Here is a 22,966-nt window from a genome sequence, read left to right on the forward strand (position 1 = left end):
ATGCGTTGTTGTTAAAAACCATCTGACGTCCAGTCATCATATCAGCCGTTTTGGATGTGCGAAGGTGATGCGCATACAACTTCCCCGTGGCTCGAGTCGTTCATATTCCAGTCTGGCCTGGTTGCTCTCACAGAGTTCACGCGAGATATACAGCCCCAGACCGGTGCCCGATGCTTCCGTAGTGTAGAAAGGTTCGAATACGTGCTGTACATGCTCGTCATCGATTCCTGGTCCGTGATCCAGAACCTCAAGCACCGGCAGCTCGGTGTCGCGGTTTTGATACAGCTTGAGCCAGATGGTGCGCTGGCTCCCTGCGGTGCCGCTGTAGCGCAGGGCGTTCTGGCAGAGGTTGTTCAACACCTGGTTGAGCTGGTTGGGATCGATACGGGTCAGTAGCTCTTGCTCCTCTGCTTCGAACTCCACCGTATCAGTCGCCAGCGTGACGTGCTTGAAATCCTCAATGAATTGCTCGGTCCAGAGTCGCAGGTCCACCAGCTGGGGTTCGCTGGGGCGACGGCGGGATAACTCGAGCACCGTTTCGATGACTTTGTTCATGCGCTTGGAATGCTGCTGAATGATGTCGCTCAGCCGCTGGTCCTGCTCGTTGACCTGGCTTGACTCGCGCAGCAACTGCGCGGCGTGGCTGATCGCGCCCAGCGGGTTGCGTATTTCATGGGCGATGCTGGCGGTAAGGCGTCCCAGGGAGGCCAGTTTGAGCTGCTGGGCTTGTTGGGCGACCTGAGTGTTGTCATCCAGGAAAACCAGCACGGTTTCGTCACTTTCCTGAGCCAGCGGTTTGAAGTTGGCCATGATTTCCACACCGCCGCGATGGTTGCGAAAAGGCAGGGTGCGAATCGAAGGGTAATTGCGCCATTGCTGAAGCCGCTGCGCCAGGTCAGGCGCCAGCTGTTCCAGCTCCATTTCGCGGATGATGGGTTTGCCAAGCATCTGCGCCGACGCTTCGTTGGCCTGGAGAACCTTCTGCTGCGGACCGACCACGATGATGCCGGTGCGCATGCGCTGAATGATCAACTGATTGAGTTTTTCCAGCGAGGCGAGACTGACGGCCTGTTGCTGGGCCAACGATTCCGATTGCTGCAGCTGGCGGCTGAGCCGCTGCACAAACAGCGCCACGGCAAAAAAGATGCAGCCCAGAACCCCGACCTGCAGATAACTCTGACTGGCAGCCGGATGCGACAGGCTGAGGAAAAACGTAAGGTAGATCACCACCAGGCTGGCGAGGGAGGCGAGCAACAAGCCGATTCGGCCGTGCAGGAGAATATTGCCGGTGGCCACCGGGATGATCAGCAGGTTGCCAAAACCGCTACTTACCCCGCCTGCTGCGTAGAACAGAATGCCGAGCATGAAGATGTCGAGGACCGCCAGTACGAAAAGATACCTCTCGCGGCGGCCTTCGTGCAGCATCAAGGCAATCAGCACGTTGACGAACAGATAGACCCAGCTGGCAGTTTCGTAGAGGCTCGGGTTGTCCAGATCGAGCAGGCCGTCACGAAGCGCGGCGTTGGTGAGAATCGCCAGGCAGAAGCCCAGGATCACGCGGTAGATGTTATAGATCCGCAGGATCCAGGGCCGTTGCGACTCAGGCATCATAGTGTCTGTTCCGATACCTTCAAGTCGAGCTGGCGTGCTTGGCCAGACCTAGCCATTGTGGTCGGCTTCCAGGTGATTCTTGCAGCAGTACCAGCGGTCTCCCTCGTGCAACGCCTGTGTCTCGGGCAGGTACACCTTGCAGCGTGAGCAGCGCACCATCAGGGTTGGGGTGTCAGGTGTGGCGGCAGAACGCGCCTTGTTCGCCTGCTGTGCTTTCAAGCGCCGCCAGAAGGTCAGCGCAACGTACGCGAGCACCAGCAGAATTACTAATTTGATCAGCCCCATTCCCGGTCCTGTCAGTGGAAATAACAAGCGGCCAGTGTATCGCAAGCGGTCATCAGACCATAGGTTCCTGAAATTGACCGCAGAGAGAGAAGTGCGTCAGGCGATTGCACTGGACGCGTCGAACATCAGTCTGGGCTACGTGCAGCTGCGAGAGGGCAGGGCGGGGCGGGGAGCAATCAAGCAGAAACGGCGCGCCTTGTGCGGACGCGCCGATTTATGTCAGTCAAACAGACCGAAGGTGATGCGGCTCCAGAATGAGCGCTTCTCGTCCTGTTCTTCTACCGGGGCGCGGATATCGCGGGGCAGCGAGGCCAGGGCTTCCTGATACTGTTGCTGCATTTCACGCTCGGCCTGCGTGGTTCCGGACTGAGACGGCGGCGTCAGCAGCTTGTCGAGAACGCCGACAGTAGCCGATTCAATCCAGCCGGAATCAGGCTGCGCGGGCTCGACGTGGTGCACAAATTCGCCGTCTTCCAGACTTGGATGTTCCGGGTAATTGGTCCGCAGCGTGAGCAGCGCCCTGTCTGCGAGCTCGGTCAGCGCCAGGCGGCGATAGGCTTCTACCATGATTGCCAGTCCGTCAGCGACTGATGGGGTCTGCTGAAAGTTTTCGACAACATAGCGGCCACGGTTGGCAGCGGCAACAAAGGCCTCGCGCTTGAGATAGTAGTGACCGACGTGGATGTCGTAGGCCGCCAGCAGGTTGCGCAGATAGACCATGCGACGGCGAGCGTCCTCAGCATAGCGGCTGTTGGGATAACGGCTGACCAGCTGGGCGAATTCATTGAATGAATCGCGCGCGGCGCCTGGATCACGACGGGTCATGTCCAGTGGCAGGAAGCGCTCGAACATGCCCCGGTCGCGGTCGAAGGACGCCATGCCACGCATGTAGTAGGCATAGTCGACATCAGGGTGCTGCGGATGCAGACGGATGAAACGGTCGGCGGCAGTCTTGGTCGCGTCCGGCTCCAGATTCTTGTAGTACGCGTAAATCAGCTCGAGCTGCGCTTGCTGTGCGTAACGGCCAAACGGGTAGCGTGATTCCAGGGCCCGGAGCTTCTCGATCGCTGGCCCGTAGTTGTTGGCATCCAGATCCTGCTGGACCATGGCGTAGAGTTCCGACTCGCTGAGAGCCTCGTCAAGCGTTTTGTTGTTTGACGAACAGGCGGCTATCAAAGCGAACAAGCCGACCAGCACGAGGTGTTTCATTGACATATTTGAGATCCGGATGGACGAGCGCAAGCTGTTGCCTGAACAGGCGTCCTGTTATAGTTGGTCATTGTTTGCCAGCACCCCGGACAGCCGGTGCGTGCCAGGAAAAGAAGCCGTATTTAACCACAGCGCTGAGCCGAAAACCAAAGGGGATTACATCTCCGCCTTTCGGCACTCCAGCGCGTTCCAGTGAGTCCTTAATGTCCGATCGTATTCGCTTGTCCGCTCAGGTTGCTGCTGAAAATGGCGGGCAACGCCTCGACCAGGTGGCCGCACAGTTGTTTTCAGATTATTCCAGGTCTCGTCTGCAAGGCTGGATCAAGGACGGCAGCCTGACCGTCGATGGTCGTACACTGCGCCCGCGCGACACCCTGTATGGCGGTGAGAAGCTGGAACTCGAAGCCGAGCTTGAGGATCAGGGTGACTGGAAAGCCGAAGCCATCGATCTTGAAATCGTCTATGAAGACCATGCCATCCTGGTCATCAACAAGCCCGCCGGCCTGGTTGTGCATCCTGCGGCAGGTCACCAGGACGGCACTCTGCTCAACGCCTTGTTGCATCATGCTCCTGAGTTGGCCAAGGTGCCGCGCGCCGGCATTGTGCACCGCCTGGACAAGGACACTACCGGTTTGATGGTGGTGGCCAAAACGCTCGAAGCCCAGACCGATCTGGTCCTGCAGCTCCAGGCCCGTAGCGTCACCCGTGAATATGAATGCGTGGTGGTCGGGGTCATGACCGCCGGCGGCAAGGTCGATGAGCCCATCGCCCGGCACGGTACCAATCGCCAGAAGATGGCAGTAATGGCAGGCGGCAAACAGGCAGTCAGCCATTACCGGGTAATCAGCCGGTTCCGTGCGCACACCCATGTGAAGGTCAAGCTCGAGACCGGTAGGACGCACCAGATACGCGTGCACATGAGTCACTTGCGTTTTCCACTCATCGGCGACCAGACGTACGGCGGTCGCTTGCGTATCCCGCCGGGAGCCTCGCCTGAACTGATCAGCATGCTGCGCGAATTCCCACGCCAGGCATTGCATGCCCGGCGCCTTGAGCTGGTGCATCCGGATGATGGCCGCACGATGAGATGGGAGGCGCCTTTGCCTGCCGACATGGTTGAGCTGCTCAGCTTGCTCCGTGAAGACGGCGAGATGGAGGACTGAATGCAGTCCTGGTTGCAGGCCGAATGGCCCGCACCGAAACGGGTGCGCACCTGCATCACCACCCGTGAGGGCGGCGTCAGTCTGCCGCCCTGGGACAGTTTCAATCTTGGCGATCACGTCGGCGATGACCCCGAACATGTCGCGGCAAACCGTGCGCGGCTGGCTGCCGAGCTGGATTGCGAGCCGGTGTGGCTGGAGCAGACGCACAGCCGGCTGACCATTAAAGCCCAGCCCGGCACCGTTCAGAATGCCGATGCCAGCTGGACCGACCAGCCGGGCATCGCCTGCACCATCATGACAGCCGATTGTCTGCCCGTATTGTTCTGTGACCGGGCCGGTTCGCGCGTGGCTGCAGCCCACGCTGGCTGGCGCGGACTGGTAGGCGGTGTACTGGAGTCAACGATTCAGGCCCTGCAAACACCGCCTGATCAGTTACTGGTTTGGCTTGGCCCTGCGATAGGGCCGGCTTCATTCGAGGTGGGAGCGGAAGTGAGGGATGTATTTGTTTCAGATATTTCCGCTGCCGCCGCCGCGTTCGCCCCTTCCCGCAACGCTGGACGTTTCATGGCGGACATCTATCACCTCGCGCGGTTACGTCTGCAAGCGGCGGGCGTGACAGCGATCTATGGCGGTGGTCTCTGTACCCTGAATGACCCGCTGCGTTTCTATTCCTATCGTCGCGACGGCCAGACTGGCCGCTTTGCATCGCTGATCTGGCTGGGCTGATCGGGCAGGACAATGCGACAAAATTTTGACCCTGATCAATGCCTGCAGCCTTGAAAGGCTGACAATCGTCCCTATCTATACTCCAATCAAATTGGTTTAACCGGCAAACGCTCGGTTCAATAGACAGGACATACAAGATGCGTATTGATCGCTTTACCAGCAAACTGCAGATGGCCCTGGCTGACGCGCAATCGTTGGCTGTAGGGCGTGATCACAATCAGATTGACCCATTGCACCTGTTACTCGCCATGCTTGAGCAACAGCAGGGCTCTATTGCGCCACTGTTGCGCCAGGTCGGCTTTGACGTGAACAAGCTGCGCAGCGACCTGGGCGCCGCGTTGGATAAGCTGCCTACTATCAGCAATCCCACCGGTGACATCAATCTGTCCCAGGAACTTGCGCGCCTGTTCAACCAGGCCGACCGCCTGGCGCAGAAGAAGGGCGACCAGTTCATTTCCAGTGAACTGGTGCTGCTTGCTGCGATGGAACCCAACACCGCGCTGGGCAAGATCCTCACCAGCCAGGGCGTGTCCAAACAGGCTCTGGAGAATGCCATTGAGCATCTGCGCGGTGGCGACTCAGTGAATGACCCCAATGCTGAAGAATCGCGCCAGGCGCTGGATAAATACACCGTGGATATGACCAAGCGCGCCGAGGAAGGCAAGCTCGATCCGGTGATCGGCCGCGATGATGAAATCCGCCGTACCGTGCAGGTTCTCCAACGTCGAACCAAGAACAACCCGGTACTGATCGGTGAGCCCGGTGTCGGCAAGACCGCTATTGTCGAGGGGCTGGCGCAGCGCATCATCAATGGCGAAGTGCCTGATGGCCTGAAGGACAAGCGCCTATTGTCGCTGGATATGGGCTCACTGATTGCTGGCGCGAAATTCCGCGGTGAGTTCGAGGAACGCCTCAAGGCCGTGCTCAGCGAACTGGGCAAGCAGGAAGGGCGGGTCATCCTGTTCATCGATGAGCTGCATACCATGGTCGGCGCTGGCAAGGCTGAAGGTTCGATGGATGCGGGCAATATGCTCAAACCTGCGTTGGCGCGAGGCGAGCTGCACTGTGTCGGTGCCACCACGCTGGACGAGTATCGTAAGTACATCGAGAAGGATGCTGCGCTTGAGCGTCGCTTCCAGAAGGTGTTGGTGGATGAACCCAGCGAGGAAGACACCATCGCCATCCTGCGCGGCCTGAAAGAGCGCTACGAAGTGCATCACAAGGTTGCGATTACCGATGGGGCAATCATCGCCGCAGCCAAGTTGAGCCACCGCTACATCACCGATCGGCAATTGCCGGACAAGGCCATCGACCTGATCGACGAGGCTGCCAGCCGCATCCGCATGGAGATCGACTCCAAGCCCGAGGCGCTCGATCGCCTCGAACGTCGCCTGATTCAGCTCAAGGTGGAACGCGAGGCGCTGAAGAAAGAGGACGACGAAGCGGCGCTGAAGCGATTGGAGAAGCTCAAGGAAGAAATCGTCAAGGTCGAACGGGAATATTCCGACCTGGAAGAGATCTGGAAGGCGGAAAAAGCGGACGTGCAGGGCACCGCGCAGATCCAGGAGAAGATCGAGCAGGCCAAGCAGGAGCTGGAAAATGCCCGGCGTAGAGGCGATCTGAACAAGATGGCCGAGCTGCAGTACGGCATCATTCCGGATCTTGAACGCAGCCAGCAGATGGCTGACCAGCATGGCAAGACCGAGAACCAGCTGCTGCGCAACAAGGTCACCGACGAGGAGATTGCCGAGGTCGTATCCAAGTGGACCGGTATTCCGGTGAGCAAGATGCTCGAAGGCGAGCGCGACAAGCTGCTGCGTATGGAAGATGCGTTGCACAAACGGGTGATCGGTCAGCATGAAGCGGTGGTCGCGGTCTCCAACGCCGTGCGCCGCTCTCGCGCAGGCCTGGCAGACCCGAACCGGCCGAGCGGCTCCTTCATGTTCCTCGGGCCGACTGGTGTGGGTAAAACCGAGCTATGCAAGGCGCTGGCGGAGTTTCTGTTCGATACCGAAGACGCCATGGTGCGCATCGACATGTCCGAGTTCATGGAGAAGCACTCCGTAGCTCGTCTGATCGGTGCACCTCCGGGCTATGTCGGTTATGAAGAAGGCGGTTATCTGACCGAAGCCGTGCGGCGCAAGCCTTACTCGGTCATCCTGCTGGATGAGGTGGAAAAGGCGCACCCGGATGTGTTCAACGTGTTGCTGCAGGTACTGGAAGATGGTCGCCTGACCGATAGCCAGGGCCGCACCGTCGACTTCCGCAACACTGTGATCGTCATGACCTCGAACCTGGGCTCAGCGCAGATCCAGGAGCTGGTCGGTGACCACGAGGCGCAACAGGCGGCAGTGATGGATGCTATCGGGCAGCACTTCCGTCCGGAGTTCATCAACCGGATCGATGAAGTGGTGGTGTTCGAGCCGCTCGGAAGGGACCAGATCGCCGGCATCGCCACCATCCAGATGAGCCGTCTGAGCCAACGGCTGGCCGAGCGCGAGCTGCAGCTGGAGCTGACCGATGAAGCATTGGAAAAACTCATCGCTGTCGGCTACGACCCGGTCTACGGCGCCCGGCCGCTCAAGCGCGCAATCCAGCGCTGGATCGAAAATCCGCTGGCGCAACGCATCCTGGCTGGGGATTTCGAGCCGGGTACGGTGATCAAGGCGAAGGTTGAGAACGAGGAGTTTGTGTTCACGGGGTGATGCGCAATGCTGCCTCCAGCGGCCGGGTTCCATCCCGGCCGCTGGAGTTGCCGCAAGTCGCGTTGTCGAGATGGAACTCGACATTCCTTAATTCCTGCGCTGGTTGTCGAAAGAGTTCCACTCCGGCCGATGGATTTCGCGGGACAGATTGAATCGAGGGGCTCGGTACTTTGTTCTGAACTCTAGTTTTGCGAGCTGCTTCCTTCTCCGAATTTACGTGATTGTTACTATCGGTCTCCGTGCTAAGCAAGGATTGCCGCATATGACCGCCCGCAGCGACGACCATCGGGGTTGGTATACGTCTCGCAAGCTTCCTCACTTCGATTCACCCGATGTTATTCAGTTTATAACTTTCAGACTCGCCGACAGTCTCCCTGCAGCTGTGCTCAAATCATTGAAGAGCGAGTTAAAACGGCTTCCCGAAGTTGAACATTCTTATGCGGCTCGGGCGCAGATAGAATTGCATCTGGACCGTGGCCATGGATGTTGCGTACTGACTCACCCATCGATGGCAGCAACGCTGCGACAGGCTTTGCAGTTCTATGCCGGCAAGCGTTATCAGCTCATTGCGTGGTGCATCATGCCTAATCATGTTCACGTTCTGATCAAGCCAACGTATTCGCTGCCTCGGATCGTTCAAGGCTGGAAGACATATACAGCCCGCTGGGCTCTCCAGAATGCCACAACATTGCACTTGCAACTCCCAGATCGCGGTTTCTGGATGCGTGGATACTGGGATCGTTACGTCCGCACCCAGGCGCATCTCGAAGCCTCGGTGCACTATATTCATCACAATCCGGTGAAAGCGAAACTATGTGATTACGCTGAGGAGTGGGCGTGGTCGAGCGCAGGTGCGGCAAGAAATGATGCTGCGACAAGTCTCGGTGTGTGGTGATCAGGCGATCTATGGAGGGCCGGGTTCCATCCCGGCCGCGGGGTTGCCGCCGCGCGTACGTTGTCGAGATGGAACTCGATTCCATCGTCCCGTGTTTGATCGAGGGCGGGTTCATCCCGCCAAGATTGTCGGATGACATCTTGGCAGGATGCAGTTCTACATCCTGCCTATTACAACAACATTGACCGTATATCTCCCAGCAGTTCACCCAACCGCTTGGTGAACTGCGCGGCGGCTGCGCCGTTGATGGCGCGGTGGTCGTAGGATAGTGATAGAGGCAGCATCAGCCGGGGCTGGAAGGTGCTGCCGTCCCAGACCGGTTGGGTGGCTGCACGGCTCACACCGAGGATGGCGACTTCTGGCGCGTTCACGATTGGGGTGAAGTAGGTGCCGCCGATATGGCCAAGGCTGGAGATGGTGAAGCACGCGCCCTGCATGCCATCGGCACCGAGCTTCTTGGTCCGCGCCTTTTCAGCCAGCTCCGCCGCTTCGGCGGCCAGTTGCAGCAGGCTCTTCTTGTCCACATCACGGATGACCGGAACCATCAGGCCGTCCGGTGTATCCACCGCGAAACCGATGTGCACGTACTGCTTGTGCGCCAGCTGTTTGCCGCCGGGCATCAACGATACGTTGAAGTTCGGCTGTTCGCGAAGCAGATGCGCACAGGCTTTGAGCAGGAACGGCAGGATTGTCAGCTTGACGCCGGCCTTTTCCGCTGCGGTCTTTTGATCCTTGCGGAAGGTTTCGAGCTCGCTGATATCCGCCTGATCGAACTGCGTAACGTGGGGCACGTTGAGCCAGCTGCGGTGGATATTGGTCGCGCCAATCTGCTGCAGGCGTGTCATATCCTTGATTTCAACCTCGCCGAAACGGCTGAAGTCGATGTCCGGTACCGGCGGGATGCCCGCTCCGCCAACCGAGCCCTGGCTAGCACCCCCTTGCTTGCCCTGTTTCAAGATGCCTTGCACGTGGGTCTGGACATCTTCCTTGAGGATACGGTCGTGGGGGCCGCTGCCACTGACGTCTGTCAGATCGACACCAAACTCACGCGCCAGCTTGCGCACGGCCGGGCCGGCGTGGACCTTGGTGCCCTCGCGGCTAGGCCGTCCGACTGGAGGCGGAACGGCTTTGTCCTTCTCTGCGTTGGCTGCCGGCGCTTTCGGCTCGGCCTGGCTCTTCTGGTCTTTCCCCTGCGCATCGGCTTTTGGCGAGGCTTGCTTGCTATCGGCAGATGCGGCCGTACCAGGCGCGCTGTCAGATTCGCCTTTCACCCGCATATGCAGGATCAGGTCGCCGGTCTGCACGTCCTGATCCAGCTTGGCTTCGATGGATTCAATCACGCCGGCGAAGGGCGCCGGGATTTCCATGCTGGCCTTGTCTGATTCCAGGACCAGCAAGGATTGTTCGGCCTCCACGGAGTCGCCCGGGCTGACCATGATCTCGATGATCTTGGCCTTGCCATCGCCAATATCGGGCACCTGTACTTCCTTGACTGATTCGCTGGGCGGGGCGGCGGATTTGTCTACGACTTCCTGCCCGGTTTCCTTCTCAGGCGCAGCCGCTTCTTCCGCTTCGTCGACCGGCTGACCGTCACTGGTATCTTGCGAATCGTCGGGCTGGGTCTCTGCCTGGTCTGATTCAGCCTCGGCTGACTCCAGCTCAATCAGGTCGTCACCTTCCTTCAGCTGGTCGCCCAGTTTCACCTTTATGGACTTCACCACGCCGCCCTTTGGCGACGGGACTTCCATGCTGGCCTTGTCGGACTCCAGAGTGATCAGGCTCTGCTCCGGTTCAATCGTGTCGCCTTCCTTGACCAGAATTTCGATGACTTCACCTTCGGCATCGCCGATGCCTGGTACTTTGATGACTTCACTCATGGCATCGCTCCTCAGCAGTCCAGTGGGTTGGTCTTGTCGGAATCGATACCCAGGGACTTGAGCGCCTCGCCCAGTACCTTGCGTTCCAGTGCGCCGGACTCCACCAGCGCGGTGAGCGCGCTGTAGGCGACCCAGTTGCGGTCCACCTCGAAGAAATAGCGCAGCTTGCGCCGGGTGTCGCTGCGACCAAAGCCGTCCGTGCCGAGCACCTTGAATGGACCCGGCACCCATTGGCGGATCTGCTCTGCGTAGAGCTTCATGTAATCGGTGGCCGCAATGATCGGTCCCTTGCGGCCGGCCAGATTCTGTTCGACAAAGCTGGTACGCGGTTCCTGGTCAGGGTGGAGGCGGTTCCAGCGCTCCACGTCCAGGCCGTCACGGCGCAGCTCGTTGAAGCTGGTGGCGCTCCAGATATCGGCGCTGACGCCGTATTGCTCCTGCAGAATCTTCGCTGCTTCGCGTACTTCACGCAGAATAGTGCCGCTGCCCATCAGCTGGACGTGTAGCTCGCCCGGTTGCTTGGCTTCCTCCAGCAGGTACATGCCACGCATGATCCCTTCCTGGATGTGCTCGCCTTCGGGCAGCGCTGGCTGCGTATAGGCCTCGTTCATGACCGTGAGGTAGTAGTAGACGTTCTCCTGCTCCTCCATCATTCGCCGTGCACCCTCGCGAATGATCACCGCCAGCTCGTAGCCATAGCTCGGATCGTAGCTGCGGCAGTTGGGTACGGTTGAAGCCAGGATGTGGCTGTGGCCATCTTCGTGCTGCAGGCCCTCGCCGTTGAGCGTGGTACGCCCGGCGGTGCCCCCAATGAGGAAGCCCTTGGTGCGGCTGTCGCCCGCAGCCCAGGCCAGATCACCGATGCGCTGGAAGCCGAACATCGAGTAAAAGATGTAGAACGGCAGCATCGGCTGGTTATAGGTGCTATAGGCGGTACCTGCCGCAATCCAGCTCGACATCGCGCCGGCTTCGGTGATGCCTTCCTCAAGGATCTGACCCTGCTTGTCCTCGCGGTAGAACATCACCTGATTCTTGTCGACAGGCTCGTACAGCTGACCGACCGAGGAGTAGATCCCCAGCTGGCGGAACATGCCCTCCATACCGAAGGTGCGTGCTTCATCCGGCACGATGGGGACGATACGTTGCCCCAGCTCCTTGTCTTTCACCAGTTGCGACAGCACGCGGACGAAGGCCATGGTGGTGGAGATCTCGCGGTCACCGCTGCCGTCAAGTATTGACTTGAGCGTTTCCAGAGGCGGCACCGGCACCTTGAAGCTTTCCGCCCGGCGCGTGGGCATGTAGCCGCCGAGCGCTTCGCGGCGCGAATGCAGGTATTTGTACTCGGCGCTGCCTTCTTCCGGCTTGTAAAAGGGCAGTTTCTCGAGATCTTCGTCGTTGACCGGAATATCGAAGCGATCGCGGAAGGTCTTGAGACTTTCAACATCGACTTTTTTGGTGTTGTGCGCGGTATTCTGCCCCTGGCCAGCGCCGGTACCGTAGCCCTTGATGGTCTTGGCTAGAATGACGCTCGGTTGGCCAGTGTGGTTGACCGCAGCGTGATACGCGGCATACACCTTGTAGGGATCATGACCGCCACGGTTGAGTTTCCACACCTGGTCATCCGAAAGGTCCTTGACCATTTCCTCCAGCTCCGGACGCGCGCCGAAGAAGTGCTCGCGGACATAGGCCCCGTCGTTGGCCTTGTAGTTCTGATAATCGCCATCGACTGCTTCATCCATACGCTGTTGCAGCAGGCCGTCTTCATCCTTGGCAAACAGCGGATCCCACAAACGCCCCCAGATAACCTTGATCACGTTCCAGTCGGCGCCGCGGAAGTTGCCCTCCAGCTCCTGGATGATCTTGCCGTTGCCACGCACCGGGCCGTCCAGACGCTGCAAGTTGCAGTTGACCACGAAGATCAGGTTGTCGAGCTTTTCACGGCCAGCCAGGGAGATCGCGCCCAGGGATTCGGGCTCGTCGGTCTCGCCGTCACCGAGGAAACACCAGACCTTCTGCTTGCCCGGCTCGATGAATCCGCGGTGCTCCAAGTACTTCATGAAGCGCGCCTGATAGATCGCCTGAATCGGCCCGAGACCCATGGATACCGTGGGGAATTGCCAGAAATCGGGCATCAACCAGGGGTGCGGATAGGAAGACAATCCATTGCCGTCTACTTCCTGACGGAAATTGTCAAGCTGGTCCTCGCTGATGCGGCCCTCGAGATAGGCGCGTGCGTAGACGCCTGGCGACGCGTGGCCTTGGAAAAACACCAGGTCGCCGCCGTGTTCATCGGTCGGGGCCTTGAAGAAATAGTTGAAACCAATGTCGTAGAGCGTGGCGCTGGAGGCGAAAGTGGAAATATGGCCGCCGAGATCGGGATCCTGCTGGTTGGTCCGCATGACCATTGCAAGCGCGTTCCAGCGCACCATCGAACGGATGCGCCGTTCCATGAACAGGTCGCCGGGCATACGCGCTTCGTGGGTAACCGGGATGGTGTTGCGGTAGGGCGTAGTGATCGAATAGGGCAGCAGCGTGCCGCTGCGGGTAGCCAATTCTTCCATGCGCGTAATCAGGTAGTGCGCGCGGTCTTCGCCTTCGGCATCCAGAACGGATTCCAGCGAGTCAAGCCATTCCTGGGTTTCGAGGGGATCGATGTCTTGCGGCTTCATATTGTCTCCAGACCTTGTGGGCCCAATCAGCCGTATGAGCGGTTGGCCCCTTGCCGGCTGATGCGGTGTTGGTGTTGTGTTTGTAGTTTTACTACAAAAACGGGAGCCATTCCAGCTCGCAGAGAATATTTTTGTAGTGAAACTACAGGCGGTGCGGCTCCAATTCAATGGGGACTTTTCCCTCTGGGCTGCACGTGTCAAGCTGCCTGAATAGTCTTCGTACAGGATAGACCATGCCTTCTTTCTTACCGCGTCCGCTACCTGCGTCGTTGCAGCCAATGGTCGATCATCATCTGCAACAATGGCGCACGGCGCTGCAACACGAAGCGCTCGAAGAGCGCCTCGGTGAGCTGGGCGAGGACTTTGAATCCGCCTTGCCGACGGTGTTGGCCGGCAGTGACTTTGTGGCTGAGCAGCTGCGACGTGACCCGCAGATAGCCTGGCGCCTGACAGAGGCGGGGTTGCTGAGCCGCGATTTGCGAGCCGGTGAAATGTCCGAGCTATTGATAGAAGCGCTGGCCTCGGTGGGGAGCGAAGACGAACTGGGCCAGGCGCTGCGCAAATTCCGCCAGCAGCATCAGGTGCGTATCATCTGGCGCGACCTGACGCGGCAGGCGGCGACCATGCGCACGACGCGTGAACTGTCCGATATGGCAGATGCCTGCATCGAGCAAGCCTATCAATGGTTGTATAAACAGGCCTGCGAAACCCTCGGCACGCCTACTGCCCCGACGGGAGAACCGCAACATATGGTTGTGCTGGGGATGGGCAAGCTGGGCGCACAGGAGCTCAATCTATCCTCCGATATTGATCTGATATTTGCCTACCCCGACGCAGGAGAGACCCGCGGTGGCCGCCGTAGCTTATCCAACCAAGAATTTTTCATTCGCGTCGGTCAGCGGCTGATCCGTGCGCTGGATACTATTACCGTTGATGGATTTGTGTTCCGCGTAGACATGCGCCTGCGCCCCTATGGCGATAGCGGCGCGCTGGTGTTCAGTTTTGATGCCCTGGAGCAGTACTACCAGAGCCAGGGCCGCGACTGGGAACGCTACGCAATGATCAAGGCACGCGTCGTGGCGGGTGATCAACAGGCGGGCGCCGAACTCCTGTCAATGCTCAAGCCATTTGTGTTCCGGCGCTATCTTGATTTTGCTGCGATCGAGGCGTTGCGTAACTTGAAGCTAATGATCCAGCGGGAGGTCAAGCGCAAAGGGCTGCAGGATAACGTCAAGCTCGGCTCGGGAGGCATCAGGGAGGTCGAGTTTATTGGTCAGGCATACCAGTTGATCCATGGCGGTCGTGATCGCGCCCTGCAACAAAAGCCCATCCTGGCGGTGCTCGAGGTGCTGGCGGAAAACGATTACATGCCAGACCCGGCTATTGATGAGCTCAAGCGTGCCTATCTGTTCTTGCGCGATGCTGAACATGCGTTGCAGGCGCTGGACGACCGGCAGACCCAAATGCTGCCCACTGATCAGGAATCGCGAACGCGCGTGGCTTTTGTAATGGGCTTCGAAGACTGGGACAGTTTCCGTGCCACGCTGGATACGCACCGGCAACGAGTGGAAACGCATTTCGCCTATGTCATTGCCGATCCGGATGATGAAACCGACGATGAAGCCCCGTTGCACGCCGAGTGGCTGCCGTTGTGGGAGGGCGCTCTTGAGTCAGAGCAGGCACTCGAACAGCTGGGCGAAGGTGGCTTTCGCCAGCCCGATCAGGCCTGGCGACTACTGCAGGGCCTGTTGAATTCTGGCCGTGTCAGAGGAATGCAGCGTGTCGGTCGTGACCGTCTGGATGTGTTCATGCCGCGCCTGTTAGGTATGGCGGCTGAGCAGGACAATCCCGATCTCGCGCTGGAACGGGTGATGCCCCTGGTCGAAGCGGTAGCACGACGCTCGGCCTATCTGCTGTTGCTGACCGAAAACCCCGGCGCGCTGCACGAGTTATTGGTGTTATGCAGCGCCAGCCCCTGGATCGCTGAACAGATAACCCGTTACCCGGTTGTGCTGGACGAGCTGCTGAACGCGGGTCGCCTGTATCGCCCGCCGGAAACCGAAGAGTTGGTTGACGAACTGCGTCAACAGCTGACCCGCATTCCCGAGGACGATCTTGAGCAGCAGATGGAAGTGCTACGGTATTTCAAGCGCGCGCATGTCCTGCGAGTGGCCGCATCCGAGTTGGCAGGTACCTTGCCCTTGATGAAGGTCAGCGATTATCTGACCTGGATTGCCGAGGCGATTTTGCAACAGGTGTTGCGTCTTGCCTGGCGCGAACTCACCCAGCGCCATGGCGCACCGAAGCGTCGCGACGGCTCAGACTGCGAGCTGGATTTCGTGATAGTCGGCTACGGCAAGGTGGGCGGGATCGAGCTGGGACACGGTTCGGATCTGGATCTGGTATTCATCCATGACGGCGACACCGAGGCGGAAACTGACGGAGCCAAGCCGATCGAAGGCAGCCGCTTTTTTACCCGTCTGGGCCAGCGCATCATTCATATCCTCAACGCGCAAACCACCTCCGGCGCGCTTTACGATGTCGATATGCGTTTGCGACCTTCGGGCGAATCCGGATTATTGGTCAGCTCCCTCGAGTCCTTCTCCCGCTACCAGCGCGAGGGTGCCTGGACCTGGGAGCATCAGGCGCTGGTGCGGGCCAGAGTGTTGGCAGGATGCAAGCGTCTGAATCACCGGTTCCAGAATCTGCGTGCAGAGGTGCTCGGTCGGGAGCGCGATGAAGCCAGCCTGCGAAAAGAGGTGCTGGCGATGCGTGCCAGGATGCGCGACAACCTGGCCACCCGCACCACCAACGCGGGATTCGCTCCGGCTGCGTTTACCACCGAGGCTCAGTTTGATCTCAAGCAGGACGCCGGAGGTATCGTCGATATCGAATTTATGGTGCAATATGCGGTTCTGGCTTGGTCGTGCCGATACCCCGAGTTACTGCGCTATACCGATAACATCAGAATTCTAGACGGGCTGCGCGACGCCGGGTTGATAGCCGGTGACGACGTTCTACGTTTGCAGGAGGCTTACAAAGCCTACCGCGCAGCAGCCCATCGCCTGGCCCTGCAGAAACAGCCGGGCAAAGTGAGTGGCGACCAGTTTCATGATTTCCGACGCGGAGTCATCGCACTCTGGCAGCAATGGCTGCCGGACGACCGAGACGAATGACGGCTTGCAGCCGTGTACACGCGGGCACACCTGGCCAGACCAAGAACCGAATGAATATTAGACAAAGATCAATGAATGGAGCTGGCTGCTATGTCGATGGCCGATCGTGATGGTGTTATCTGGTTTGATGGTGAAATGCTGCCCTGGCGTGACGCTAACGTCCATGTGCTGACGCACTCGCTGCACTACGGTATGGCTGTATTCGAAGGTGTGCGCGCCTACAATACGCCGGACGGAACCGCAATTTTCCGTCTGGATGCGCATACCGACCGCCTGTTCGATTCCGCCCACATCATGGGCATGAAAATTCCCTACACCAAAGAGCAGATCAACGATGCGATCTGTGCCACGGTGCGTGACAACAAGCTTGAAACGGCCTATATCCGCCCGCTGGTATTCTACGGCTCCGAAGGCATGGGTATTCGCGCTGATAACCTGAAGGTGCACGTGACCATTGCAGCCTGGCATTGGGGCGCCTACATGGGTGAGGCGGCGTTGGAGCAGGGTATCAAGATCCGCACTAGCTCCTTTACCCGTCATCACGTCAATATCACCATGACTCGCGCCAAATCCAGCGGTGCCTACATGAACTCCATGCTGGCGCTGCAGGAAGCTGTTTCCGGCGGTGCTGAAGAAGCCCTGTTGCTGGATCCGGAAGGCTATGTCGCAGAGGGTTCCGGCGAGAACATCTTCATCGTCAAGGGCGGCGTTATCTATACACCGGAAGTCACGGCCTGCCTGAACGGCATCACCCGTAGCACGGTGTTGACACTGGCCGGGGAAATGAACATCCCGGTTGTAGAAAAGCGCATCACCCGTGATGAAGTCTATATCGCCGATGAAGCATTCTTTACCGGTACGGCGGCTGAGGTCACCCCGATCCGCGAGCTGGATAACCGTCAGATCGGCGAAGGCCGTCGCGGTCCCATCACCGGCAAGCTGCAGAAGGCTTACTTCGACCTGGTCAACGGTCAGAGCGGCGCCCACGCCGAATGGCGTACGTTGGTGCACAAGCTTTGAGCCGGAAGCTGGAAGAAAGAAGGAGCCGCATTGCTCGGATTGTTCTGGCTTCCAGCTCCAAGCTTCAGGCTTCAAGCTTATGAGAATATTGGTTATCGGTCCCAGCTGGGTCGGCGACATGGTGATGGCGCAGACGCTGTTTGCCTGCCTCAAGCTGCGCCACGGCCCCGATTGCGAGATAGATGTGCTGGCTCCCGAGTGGAGCCGGCCGATTCTCGAGCGCATGCCGGAAGTACGCAATGCGCTGAGCTTTCCGCTGGGGCATGGGGTGCTGGACCTCAAGACCCGTCGCACGATCGGCAAGGGCCTGGCCGGTCAGTATGACCAGGCGATCCTGCTGCCCAATTCCCTGAAATCTGCCCTGGTGTCTTTTTTTGCCGGCATTCCCAAGCGCACCGGATGGCGCGGCGAAATGCGCTACGGCTTGCTCAACGATATCCGCAAGCTGGACAAGGATCGTTATCCGCTGATGATCGAGCGGTTCATGGCGCTGGCCTTTGAGCGGGATCATGAGCTCAGCAAGCCCTATCCGCGTCCGACCCTGCAAATCGATCCTGCCACGCGCGATGCCGCGCTGGCGCGTTTCGGGCTGGAGCTCGACCGTCCCGTGCTGGTGTTGTGCCCGGGCGCCGAGTTCGGCGAGTCCAAGCGCTGGCCCGTTGAGCATTACGCCAGTGTTGCTGATCAGAAGGTTCGCCAGGGTTGGCAGGTGTGGTTATTTGGTTCGAAGAACGATCACCCCGTAGCGGAGGATATCCGCTTGCGATTGATTCCGGGACTGCGCGAGGAAGCGACCAATCTGGCTGGCGAAACCAGCCTGGCTGACGCGATAGACCTGATGTCCTGTGCGTCTGCGGTTGTCAGCAATGATTCGGGACTTATGCATGTCGCGGCGGCGCTGGATCGGCCGCTGGTCGCTGTCTATGGCTCCACCTCGCCGGGCTTTACCCCGCCGCTTGCTTCGCATGTCGAGTCGGTGCGCCTGGGGTTGGATTGCAGTCCGTGTTTTGATCGCGCTTGTCGGTTCGGGCACTACAACTGCCTGCGTGATCTGAAGCCGGCGCTGGTGGTCGATGCTTTGGACCGCCTGGTCGGTGATCCGCTGGCCGACCCGCTGGATGTGTAATTAATGCGTGTACTGCTGATCAAGACGTCGTCCATGGGCGATGTCATCCATACGCTGCCGGCCTTGACTGACGCGCAGCGGGCCATCCCGGGTGTTACTTTTGACTGGGTTGTCGAAGAAGGCTTCGCAGAAATCCCCGCCTGGCATCCGGCGGTCGCTGAAATCATTCCGGTGGCCATCAGGCGCTGGCGCAAAAGTCCGTTGCAAACATTGCGCAGCGGTGAATGGTCACGCTTCAAGGCACGACTGCGTACCACTCCGTATGATCTGGTAATCGATGCCCAGGGCTTGCTGAAAAGCGCCTTGCTAACGCGTTACGTCAAGGCACCGGTCGTCGGCCTGAACAAGGCTTCCGCACGGGAACCGCTGGCCAGCCGTTTTTATACTGACGCTATGGATGTGCCCTGGGGGCAGCATGCAGTGGAGCGGGTGCGCCAGCTGTTCGCAGCGGCGCTGGGCTACAGCGTGCCTGAGCAGACCGGAGATTACGGCCTCGATCGTCGGAGTCTGGCCGGAAACAAGTCTGACCTGCGCTATGTGATGTTTCTGCATGGCACTACCTGGGACAGCAAGCACTGGCCGGAGAGCTACTGGCGCCAGTTGGCTGAGTGGGCGGTGTCGATGGGTATCCAGGTCCGTTTGCCCTGGGGCAACGATGTGGAGAAAGCACGTGCGGAGTTCATAGCCTCTGATTTGTCAGGCGTCGACGTACTGCCTCGCATGTCGCTGGCGGGCATGGCGAGCATGCTCGCCGGCACTTCTGCCTGCGTCGCGGTCGATACAGGACTGGGTCATCTGGCAGCAGCGCTCGATGTGCCTACGCTTTCGCTCTTCGGTCCGACTAACCCCGGTTTTACCGGCGCTTACGGCGCGTCACAGCGTCACCTGGCCGCTGATTACCCGGCCTGTGTGCCCTGTATGCAGAAGCAATGCACCTACAAGCCCACCGCTGAAGAAGCCCGCCAGTTTGATCTGCAGCGCGAACAGCCCTTCTGCTTTACCCGGCTGAATCCGCAGCGCATTCAGGCCGAACTGCTAACACTGCTGAAACAGGGCGCGAACTGATGCAGTTGGCTTTTGTTCTTTATAAGTACTTCCCCTACGGCGGACTGCAACGTGACTTCATGCGTATCGCGCAGGTTTGTCAGGCCCGTGGGCATGCGGTGCGGGTATATGTTCTGTCGTGGGATGGCGAGGTGCCTGAAGGTTTTGATGTGCAGCTGGTGCCGGTCAAGGCATGGACCAACCATCGTCGCAACGAGCGTTTTGCTGCCTGGGTGCGGGCAGATCTGGCCCGGCGGCCAGTGGATCGGGTGATCGGGTTCAACAAGATGCCCGGGCTGGATGTGTACTATGCCGCTGATCCCTGCTATGAGCACAAGGCGAGGACGCAACGCGGCCCGTTGTACCGGCTGGGTGCACGATACAAGCATTACTCGGCATTCGAAAAAGCGGTATTTTCTCCTGCCACGCGTGCCGAGATATTGATGATCTCCGAGGTGCAGCAGCCGCTGTTCATGCAGCACTATCGCACCCCGGCGGAGCGGTTTCATCTGCTGCCACCGGGTATCGCACCGGATCGCCGGGCGCCTGCCAATGCAGCGCAGATCCGTAGCGCGTTTCGTCGCGAGTTCGAACTTGGCGATACTGAATTGCTGATCGTGCAGATCGGCTCGGGCTTCAAGACCAAAGGCCTGGACCGCTCGATACGCGCGTTGGCGTCGCTACCTGCTGCCCTGCGAGCGCGGACGCGCCTGATGGTGGTCGGGCAGGACGACGCACGCCGCTTTCGTGCGCAGGCCAAGGCGGACGGAGTGGCCAATCGCGTAGAATTCCTTCAGGGTCGTGATGATGTCCCGCGTTTTTTGCTGGGGGCTGATTTGCTGATTCATCCGGCCTATAACGAGAACACCGGCACTGTCTTGCTTGAAGCGTTGGTCGCCGGTCTGCCAGTGCTGACAACCGACGTGTGCGGCTATGCGCATTACATCGAAGAGGCCGACTGTGGCCTGGTGGTGCCGAGCCCGTTCAGCCAGGATCGATTGAACAGTATGCTGGCGCGCATGTTGGAAGATGACGAGGCACGAGGTCGCTGGCATAACCAGGCTCTGGAGTTTGCCGATCAGGCAGATTTGTATAGCCTGCCGGAGAAAGCCGCCGATGTGATTCTGGGAGACATGGATTGAAGCTGATACTGGCCGAACCCTTCAAAACGCTCTGGAGCGGGCGCGATGCCTTCGTTGAAGTTGAAAAGCTTCAGGGTGAAGTGTTCCGCGAGCTGGAGGCCCGGCGTACCTTGCGCACCGTGGTCGATGGCCGAGGCTATTTCGTCAAGATTCATCGGGGTGTCGGTTGGCGGGAGATCTTCAAGAACTGGCTAACCCTGAAAGCACCGGTATTGGGCGCAGGTCAAGAATGGCATGCGATTCAGGCACTGACGGCTGCGGGCGTTCCAACCATGACTGCCGTGGCCTTTGGTGAACGTGGGGCCAACCCGGCGGACCAGCATTCCTTCATTATCACCGAAGAGCTGGCACCGACCATCAGCCTCGAGGATTTTGCTCACAGCTGGCGCAGCAATCCGCCTGACCCGGCCCTCAAGCACGCCTTGATCAACGAAGTGGCAGCGATGACGCGACGGATGCACGAAGCGGGAGTCAACCATCGTGACTGTTACATCTGCCATTTCCTGTTGCACACCGATACTGAGCCGACGGCAAACAATCTGCGGTTGTCATTGATTGATCTGCACCGGGCGCAGATTCGTCCAAGGGTTCCGCGGCGCTGGCGGGACAAGGATCTGGCCGGCCTGTATTTTTCTGCGTTGAATATCGGGCTGACGGAGCGCGACAAGTTGCGCTTTCTGCGAGTGTATTTTGACCGGCCGCTGCGTCAGATTCTTACGGAAGAAGCTGTACTGCTGAGCATGCTGGAGCGCAAGGCGGCGCGGCTGCAGACGCGATTCGAGCGCAAATACGCCCCGGGCAGTGATGCATGACCGGCTGGACGCTCAATCCTGAATACGCAACCGGCGTCAGTGGCCGACTGTTCGCTGATCTGGACACGGTTTTCGCCCTGGAAGGGGAGTTGATAACGACAGACCCTATCAGTACGGTTCATCGGGTCTGGGTCGGTAACCGATACTATTACGTAAAGCGTTATACGGGCGCGGGCAAGAATCTGCGGCGCTACATCGGACGACCGCGGATCCAGGCGGAGTGGGAAAACCTTCTGCATTTTCATGCCTGGGGCATTCCCTCAGCTACTGTGGTTGGCTTCGGACTGGAACGGCGGGAGGGCGCTTTTCATCGGGGCGCGCTCATAACCCAGGATCTGCAGGGCACATCGGACATGGCGAATATTGCCAAGAACGGTGATCCTCGTTTTTTATGCAAGCGATGGGTTGCTCACGTGTCCAGGCAAATCGCCCATGCGACGCGCATGATGCATGACCAAAACTTTGCGCATAACGATCTGAAATGGCGCAATATTCTGGTCGATGAGAAGCCCTTTCCAGACGTGTACATGATCGATTGCCCCGGTGGGAATTTCTGGGTGGGGCCCATGTTGAAATATCGAATCATCAAGGATCTGGCCTGTCTCGACAAACTGGGTAAGCGCGTGCTGAGCAGAACGCAGCGGCTGCGTTTTTACCTGGACTATATCGAGAAGCCGAGACTGTCTCCGGCGGACAAGAAGCAGGCTCGGGCAGTATTGAATTTCTTCAAGGGGCGAGAATGAGCGAGTCGCCATTCATTGCAGTCAATGCTCGCGAGGTGCTGGCGCGGCATGGCCTTGATAATTTCGAAGGGCTATGGAGTAGCAGATGCAACGCCAGCAGTAAGAGGGTAATGCGCCGCGGCGGCTGGAATACCGTGGTGCGGCTTGAGCTGGAAGACATCAACGGCCATCTGCAGACCTTTTATCTCAAGCGCCAGGAAAACCAGCTGGTTCGCAGCCGATTGCACCCCCTGGGTGAGCCAATCTATGCCCGCGAATTCCGTTTCATCCAGCGCTTCGCCCATCTCGGCATCCCGTCACTTGAAACCGCATTTTTCGCCCAGCGTCGCGTGGAGGGTAAACACCAGGCCATTCTGCTGACCCGTGCATTGGATGAGTACCGCTCACTGGATATCTGGTTCGAACGCTGGCCTGAGCTGGAATGGCAGGGCAGACAAGACCTGATCATGGCGGCTGCGGCGCTGGTGCGCGCGTTACACAACGCCGGCAAAATGCATAACAGCCTGTATCCCAAGCAGATCTTTCTCAAGCTGGACGGGGATGGCGCTGGCGCACGGCTGATCGATCTGGAAGAGACCCGTAGAGCCTGGTTCGGCGAGCGGGACCGTGTGAGAGACTTGAGCAGCCTTCATCGGCGTACCCAGGTTGCCAGCAACAGCCAGCAACTGCGTTTCTTTCTGGCATACATGGGCCGGTCGCGTCTGGATGTTGAAGCGCGCCAGCTGTTGATACGCATACTCAGTCGTCGCTCGCCGGAATAATC

The 22,966-nt window shown here is 59.1% G+C and carries 17 protein-coding genes; 12 read left to right on the forward strand and 5 right to left on the reverse strand.

The window, feature by feature from the left end; translation table 11 throughout:
• Positions 1 to 36: 36 nt before the first annotated feature.
• From FZE95_RS04115 to FZE95_RS04125, 3 genes are all read right to left on the reverse strand, one after another.
• Complete coding sequence (locus tag FZE95_RS04115) at positions 37 to 1,611, reverse strand: sensor histidine kinase (RefSeq protein WP_150299558.1); 1,575 nt, start codon at positions 1,609 to 1,611, stop codon at positions 37 to 39.
• A 48-nt stretch (positions 1,612 to 1,659) separates the two neighbouring features.
• Positions 1,660 to 1,896, reverse strand: coding sequence for a PP0621 family protein (locus FZE95_RS04120; RefSeq protein WP_150299559.1), 237 nt, complete (start codon positions 1,894 to 1,896; stop codon positions 1,660 to 1,662).
• A 219-nt stretch (positions 1,897 to 2,115) separates the two neighbouring features.
• The gene (locus FZE95_RS04125; RefSeq protein ID WP_150299560.1) at positions 2,116 to 3,111 is read right to left on the reverse strand and encodes an outer membrane protein assembly factor BamD; all 996 of its coding nucleotides are present in this window, start codon (positions 3,109 to 3,111) and stop codon (positions 2,116 to 2,118) included.
• Positions 3,112 to 3,308: 197 nt separating this feature from the next.
• On the opposite strand from FZE95_RS04125, the gene rluD reads away from it, so the two are divergent.
• The 4 genes from rluD (at position 3,309) to FZE95_RS04145 (ending at position 8,594) form a co-directional block, all read left to right on the forward strand.
• Positions 3,309 to 4,268 carry a 23S rRNA pseudouridine(1911/1915/1917) synthase RluD gene (rluD, locus tag FZE95_RS04130; protein ID WP_150299561.1) on the forward strand — a complete coding sequence of 320 codons (960 nt, stop codon included), beginning with the start codon at positions 3,309 to 3,311 and terminating at the stop codon, positions 4,266 to 4,268.
• Entirely contained in the window at positions 4,269 to 4,994 is a 726-nt protein-coding gene (gene pgeF / locus FZE95_RS04135; RefSeq protein WP_150299562.1) for a peptidoglycan editing factor PgeF, read from the forward strand. It abuts the gene before it with no gap.
• A gap of 137 nt (positions 4,995 to 5,131) precedes the next feature.
• Positions 5,132 to 7,699 (forward strand): ATP-dependent chaperone ClpB, encoded by a 2,568-nt coding sequence (clpB, locus tag FZE95_RS04140; protein ID WP_150299563.1) that lies wholly within the window; start codon positions 5,132 to 5,134, stop codon positions 7,697 to 7,699.
• Between the two features lie 262 nt (positions 7,700 to 7,961).
• Entirely contained in the window at positions 7,962 to 8,594 is a 633-nt protein-coding gene (locus FZE95_RS04145; RefSeq protein ID WP_150299564.1) for an REP-associated tyrosine transposase, read from the forward strand.
• 170 nt (positions 8,595 to 8,764) lie between these two features.
• Here FZE95_RS04145 and aceF read toward each other — a convergent pair whose 3' ends face one another.
• Complete coding sequence (gene aceF, locus FZE95_RS04150) at positions 8,765 to 10,471, reverse strand: dihydrolipoyllysine-residue acetyltransferase (protein ID WP_150299565.1); 1,707 nt, start codon at positions 10,469 to 10,471, stop codon at positions 8,765 to 8,767.
• A gap of 11 nt (positions 10,472 to 10,482) precedes the next feature.
• The gene (gene aceE, locus FZE95_RS04155) at positions 10,483 to 13,140 is read right to left on the reverse strand and encodes a pyruvate dehydrogenase (acetyl-transferring), homodimeric type (protein WP_150299566.1); all 2,658 of its coding nucleotides are present in this window, start codon (positions 13,138 to 13,140) and stop codon (positions 10,483 to 10,485) included.
• A 233-nt stretch (positions 13,141 to 13,373) separates the two neighbouring features.
• Between aceE and glnE the strand changes: the two genes are divergently transcribed.
• From glnE to FZE95_RS04195, 8 genes are all read left to right on the forward strand, one after another.
• On the forward strand, positions 13,374 to 16,316 hold the full coding sequence (gene glnE / locus FZE95_RS04160; protein WP_150299567.1) for a bifunctional [glutamate--ammonia ligase]-adenylyl-L-tyrosine phosphorylase/[glutamate--ammonia-ligase] adenylyltransferase: 2,943 nt from the start codon (positions 13,374 to 13,376) through the stop codon (positions 16,314 to 16,316).
• Between the two features lie 90 nt (positions 16,317 to 16,406).
• Positions 16,407 to 17,336: a branched-chain amino acid transaminase gene (locus tag FZE95_RS04165; RefSeq protein ID WP_150299751.1), complete on the forward strand. Its 930-nt coding sequence runs from the start codon at positions 16,407 to 16,409 to the stop codon at positions 17,334 to 17,336.
• Positions 17,337 to 17,415: 79 nt separating this feature from the next.
• Positions 17,416 to 18,462: a lipopolysaccharide heptosyltransferase II gene (gene waaF / locus FZE95_RS04170; RefSeq protein ID WP_150299568.1), complete on the forward strand. Its 1,047-nt coding sequence runs from the start codon at positions 17,416 to 17,418 to the stop codon at positions 18,460 to 18,462.
• 3 nt (positions 18,463 to 18,465) lie between these two features.
• Positions 18,466 to 19,527: a lipopolysaccharide heptosyltransferase I gene (waaC, locus tag FZE95_RS04175; protein ID WP_150299569.1), complete on the forward strand. Its 1,062-nt coding sequence runs from the start codon at positions 18,466 to 18,468 to the stop codon at positions 19,525 to 19,527.
• Positions 19,527 to 20,648, forward strand: coding sequence for a glycosyltransferase family 4 protein (locus FZE95_RS04180; RefSeq protein WP_150299570.1), 1,122 nt, complete (start codon positions 19,527 to 19,529; stop codon positions 20,646 to 20,648). The genes waaC and FZE95_RS04180 overlap by 1 nt, the downstream gene beginning before the upstream one ends.
• Entirely contained in the window at positions 20,645 to 21,460 is an 816-nt protein-coding gene (gene rfaP / locus FZE95_RS04185; protein ID WP_150299571.1) for a lipopolysaccharide core heptose(I) kinase RfaP, read from the forward strand. Before FZE95_RS04180 ends, rfaP begins: the two co-directional genes overlap by 4 nt.
• Positions 21,457 to 22,203, forward strand: a complete 747-nt coding sequence (locus tag FZE95_RS04190) for a lipopolysaccharide kinase InaA family protein (RefSeq protein ID WP_150299572.1) — start codon at positions 21,457 to 21,459, stop codon at positions 22,201 to 22,203. The genes rfaP and FZE95_RS04190 overlap by 4 nt, the downstream gene beginning before the upstream one ends.
• Positions 22,200 to 22,964: a lipopolysaccharide kinase InaA family protein gene (locus tag FZE95_RS04195; RefSeq protein WP_150299573.1), complete on the forward strand. Its 765-nt coding sequence runs from the start codon at positions 22,200 to 22,202 to the stop codon at positions 22,962 to 22,964. Before FZE95_RS04190 ends, FZE95_RS04195 begins: the two co-directional genes overlap by 4 nt.
• Positions 22,965 to 22,966: the final 2 nt, after the last annotated feature.

Source organism: Pseudomonas profundi (genome assembly GCF_008638305.1).
GTDB classification, from domain to species: Bacteria; Pseudomonadota; Gammaproteobacteria; order Pseudomonadales; family Pseudomonadaceae; genus Halopseudomonas; species Halopseudomonas profundi.

What these genes read in the sequence shown, in the direction of transcription:
- FZE95_RS04115 (WP_150299558.1), bottom strand. Translation starts at nt 1,611, where the DNA reads ATGATGCCTGAGTCGCAACGGCCCTGGATCCTGCGGATCTATAACATC.
- FZE95_RS04120 (WP_150299559.1), bottom strand. Translation starts at nt 1,896, where the DNA reads ATGGGGCTGATCAAATTAGTAATTCTGCTGGTGCTCGCGTACGTTGCG.
- FZE95_RS04125 (WP_150299560.1), bottom strand. Translation starts at nt 3,111, where the DNA reads ATGTCAATGAAACACCTCGTGCTGGTCGGCTTGTTCGCTTTGATAGCC.
- rluD (WP_150299561.1), top strand. Translation starts at nt 3,309, where the DNA reads ATGTCCGATCGTATTCGCTTGTCCGCTCAGGTTGCTGCTGAAAATGGC.
- pgeF (WP_150299562.1), top strand. Translation starts at nt 4,269, where the DNA reads ATGCAGTCCTGGTTGCAGGCCGAATGGCCCGCACCGAAACGGGTGCGC.
- clpB (WP_150299563.1), top strand. Translation starts at nt 5,132, where the DNA reads ATGCGTATTGATCGCTTTACCAGCAAACTGCAGATGGCCCTGGCTGAC.
- FZE95_RS04145 (WP_150299564.1), top strand. Translation starts at nt 7,962, where the DNA reads ATGACCGCCCGCAGCGACGACCATCGGGGTTGGTATACGTCTCGCAAG.
- aceF (WP_150299565.1), bottom strand. Translation starts at nt 10,471, where the DNA reads ATGAGTGAAGTCATCAAAGTACCAGGCATCGGCGATGCCGAAGGTGAA.
- aceE (WP_150299566.1), bottom strand. Translation starts at nt 13,140, where the DNA reads ATGAAGCCGCAAGACATCGATCCCCTCGAAACCCAGGAATGGCTTGAC.
- glnE (WP_150299567.1), top strand. Translation starts at nt 13,374, where the DNA reads ATGCCTTCTTTCTTACCGCGTCCGCTACCTGCGTCGTTGCAGCCAATG.
- FZE95_RS04165 (WP_150299751.1), top strand. Translation starts at nt 16,407, where the DNA reads ATGTCGATGGCCGATCGTGATGGTGTTATCTGGTTTGATGGTGAAATG.
- waaF (WP_150299568.1), top strand. Translation starts at nt 17,416, where the DNA reads ATGAGAATATTGGTTATCGGTCCCAGCTGGGTCGGCGACATGGTGATG.
- waaC (WP_150299569.1), top strand. Translation starts at nt 18,466, where the DNA reads ATGCGTGTACTGCTGATCAAGACGTCGTCCATGGGCGATGTCATCCAT.
- FZE95_RS04180 (WP_150299570.1), top strand. Translation starts at nt 19,527, where the DNA reads ATGCAGTTGGCTTTTGTTCTTTATAAGTACTTCCCCTACGGCGGACTG.
- FZE95_RS04190 (WP_150299572.1), top strand. Translation starts at nt 21,457, where the DNA reads ATGACCGGCTGGACGCTCAATCCTGAATACGCAACCGGCGTCAGTGGC.
- FZE95_RS04195 (WP_150299573.1), top strand. Translation starts at nt 22,200, where the DNA reads ATGAGCGAGTCGCCATTCATTGCAGTCAATGCTCGCGAGGTGCTGGCG.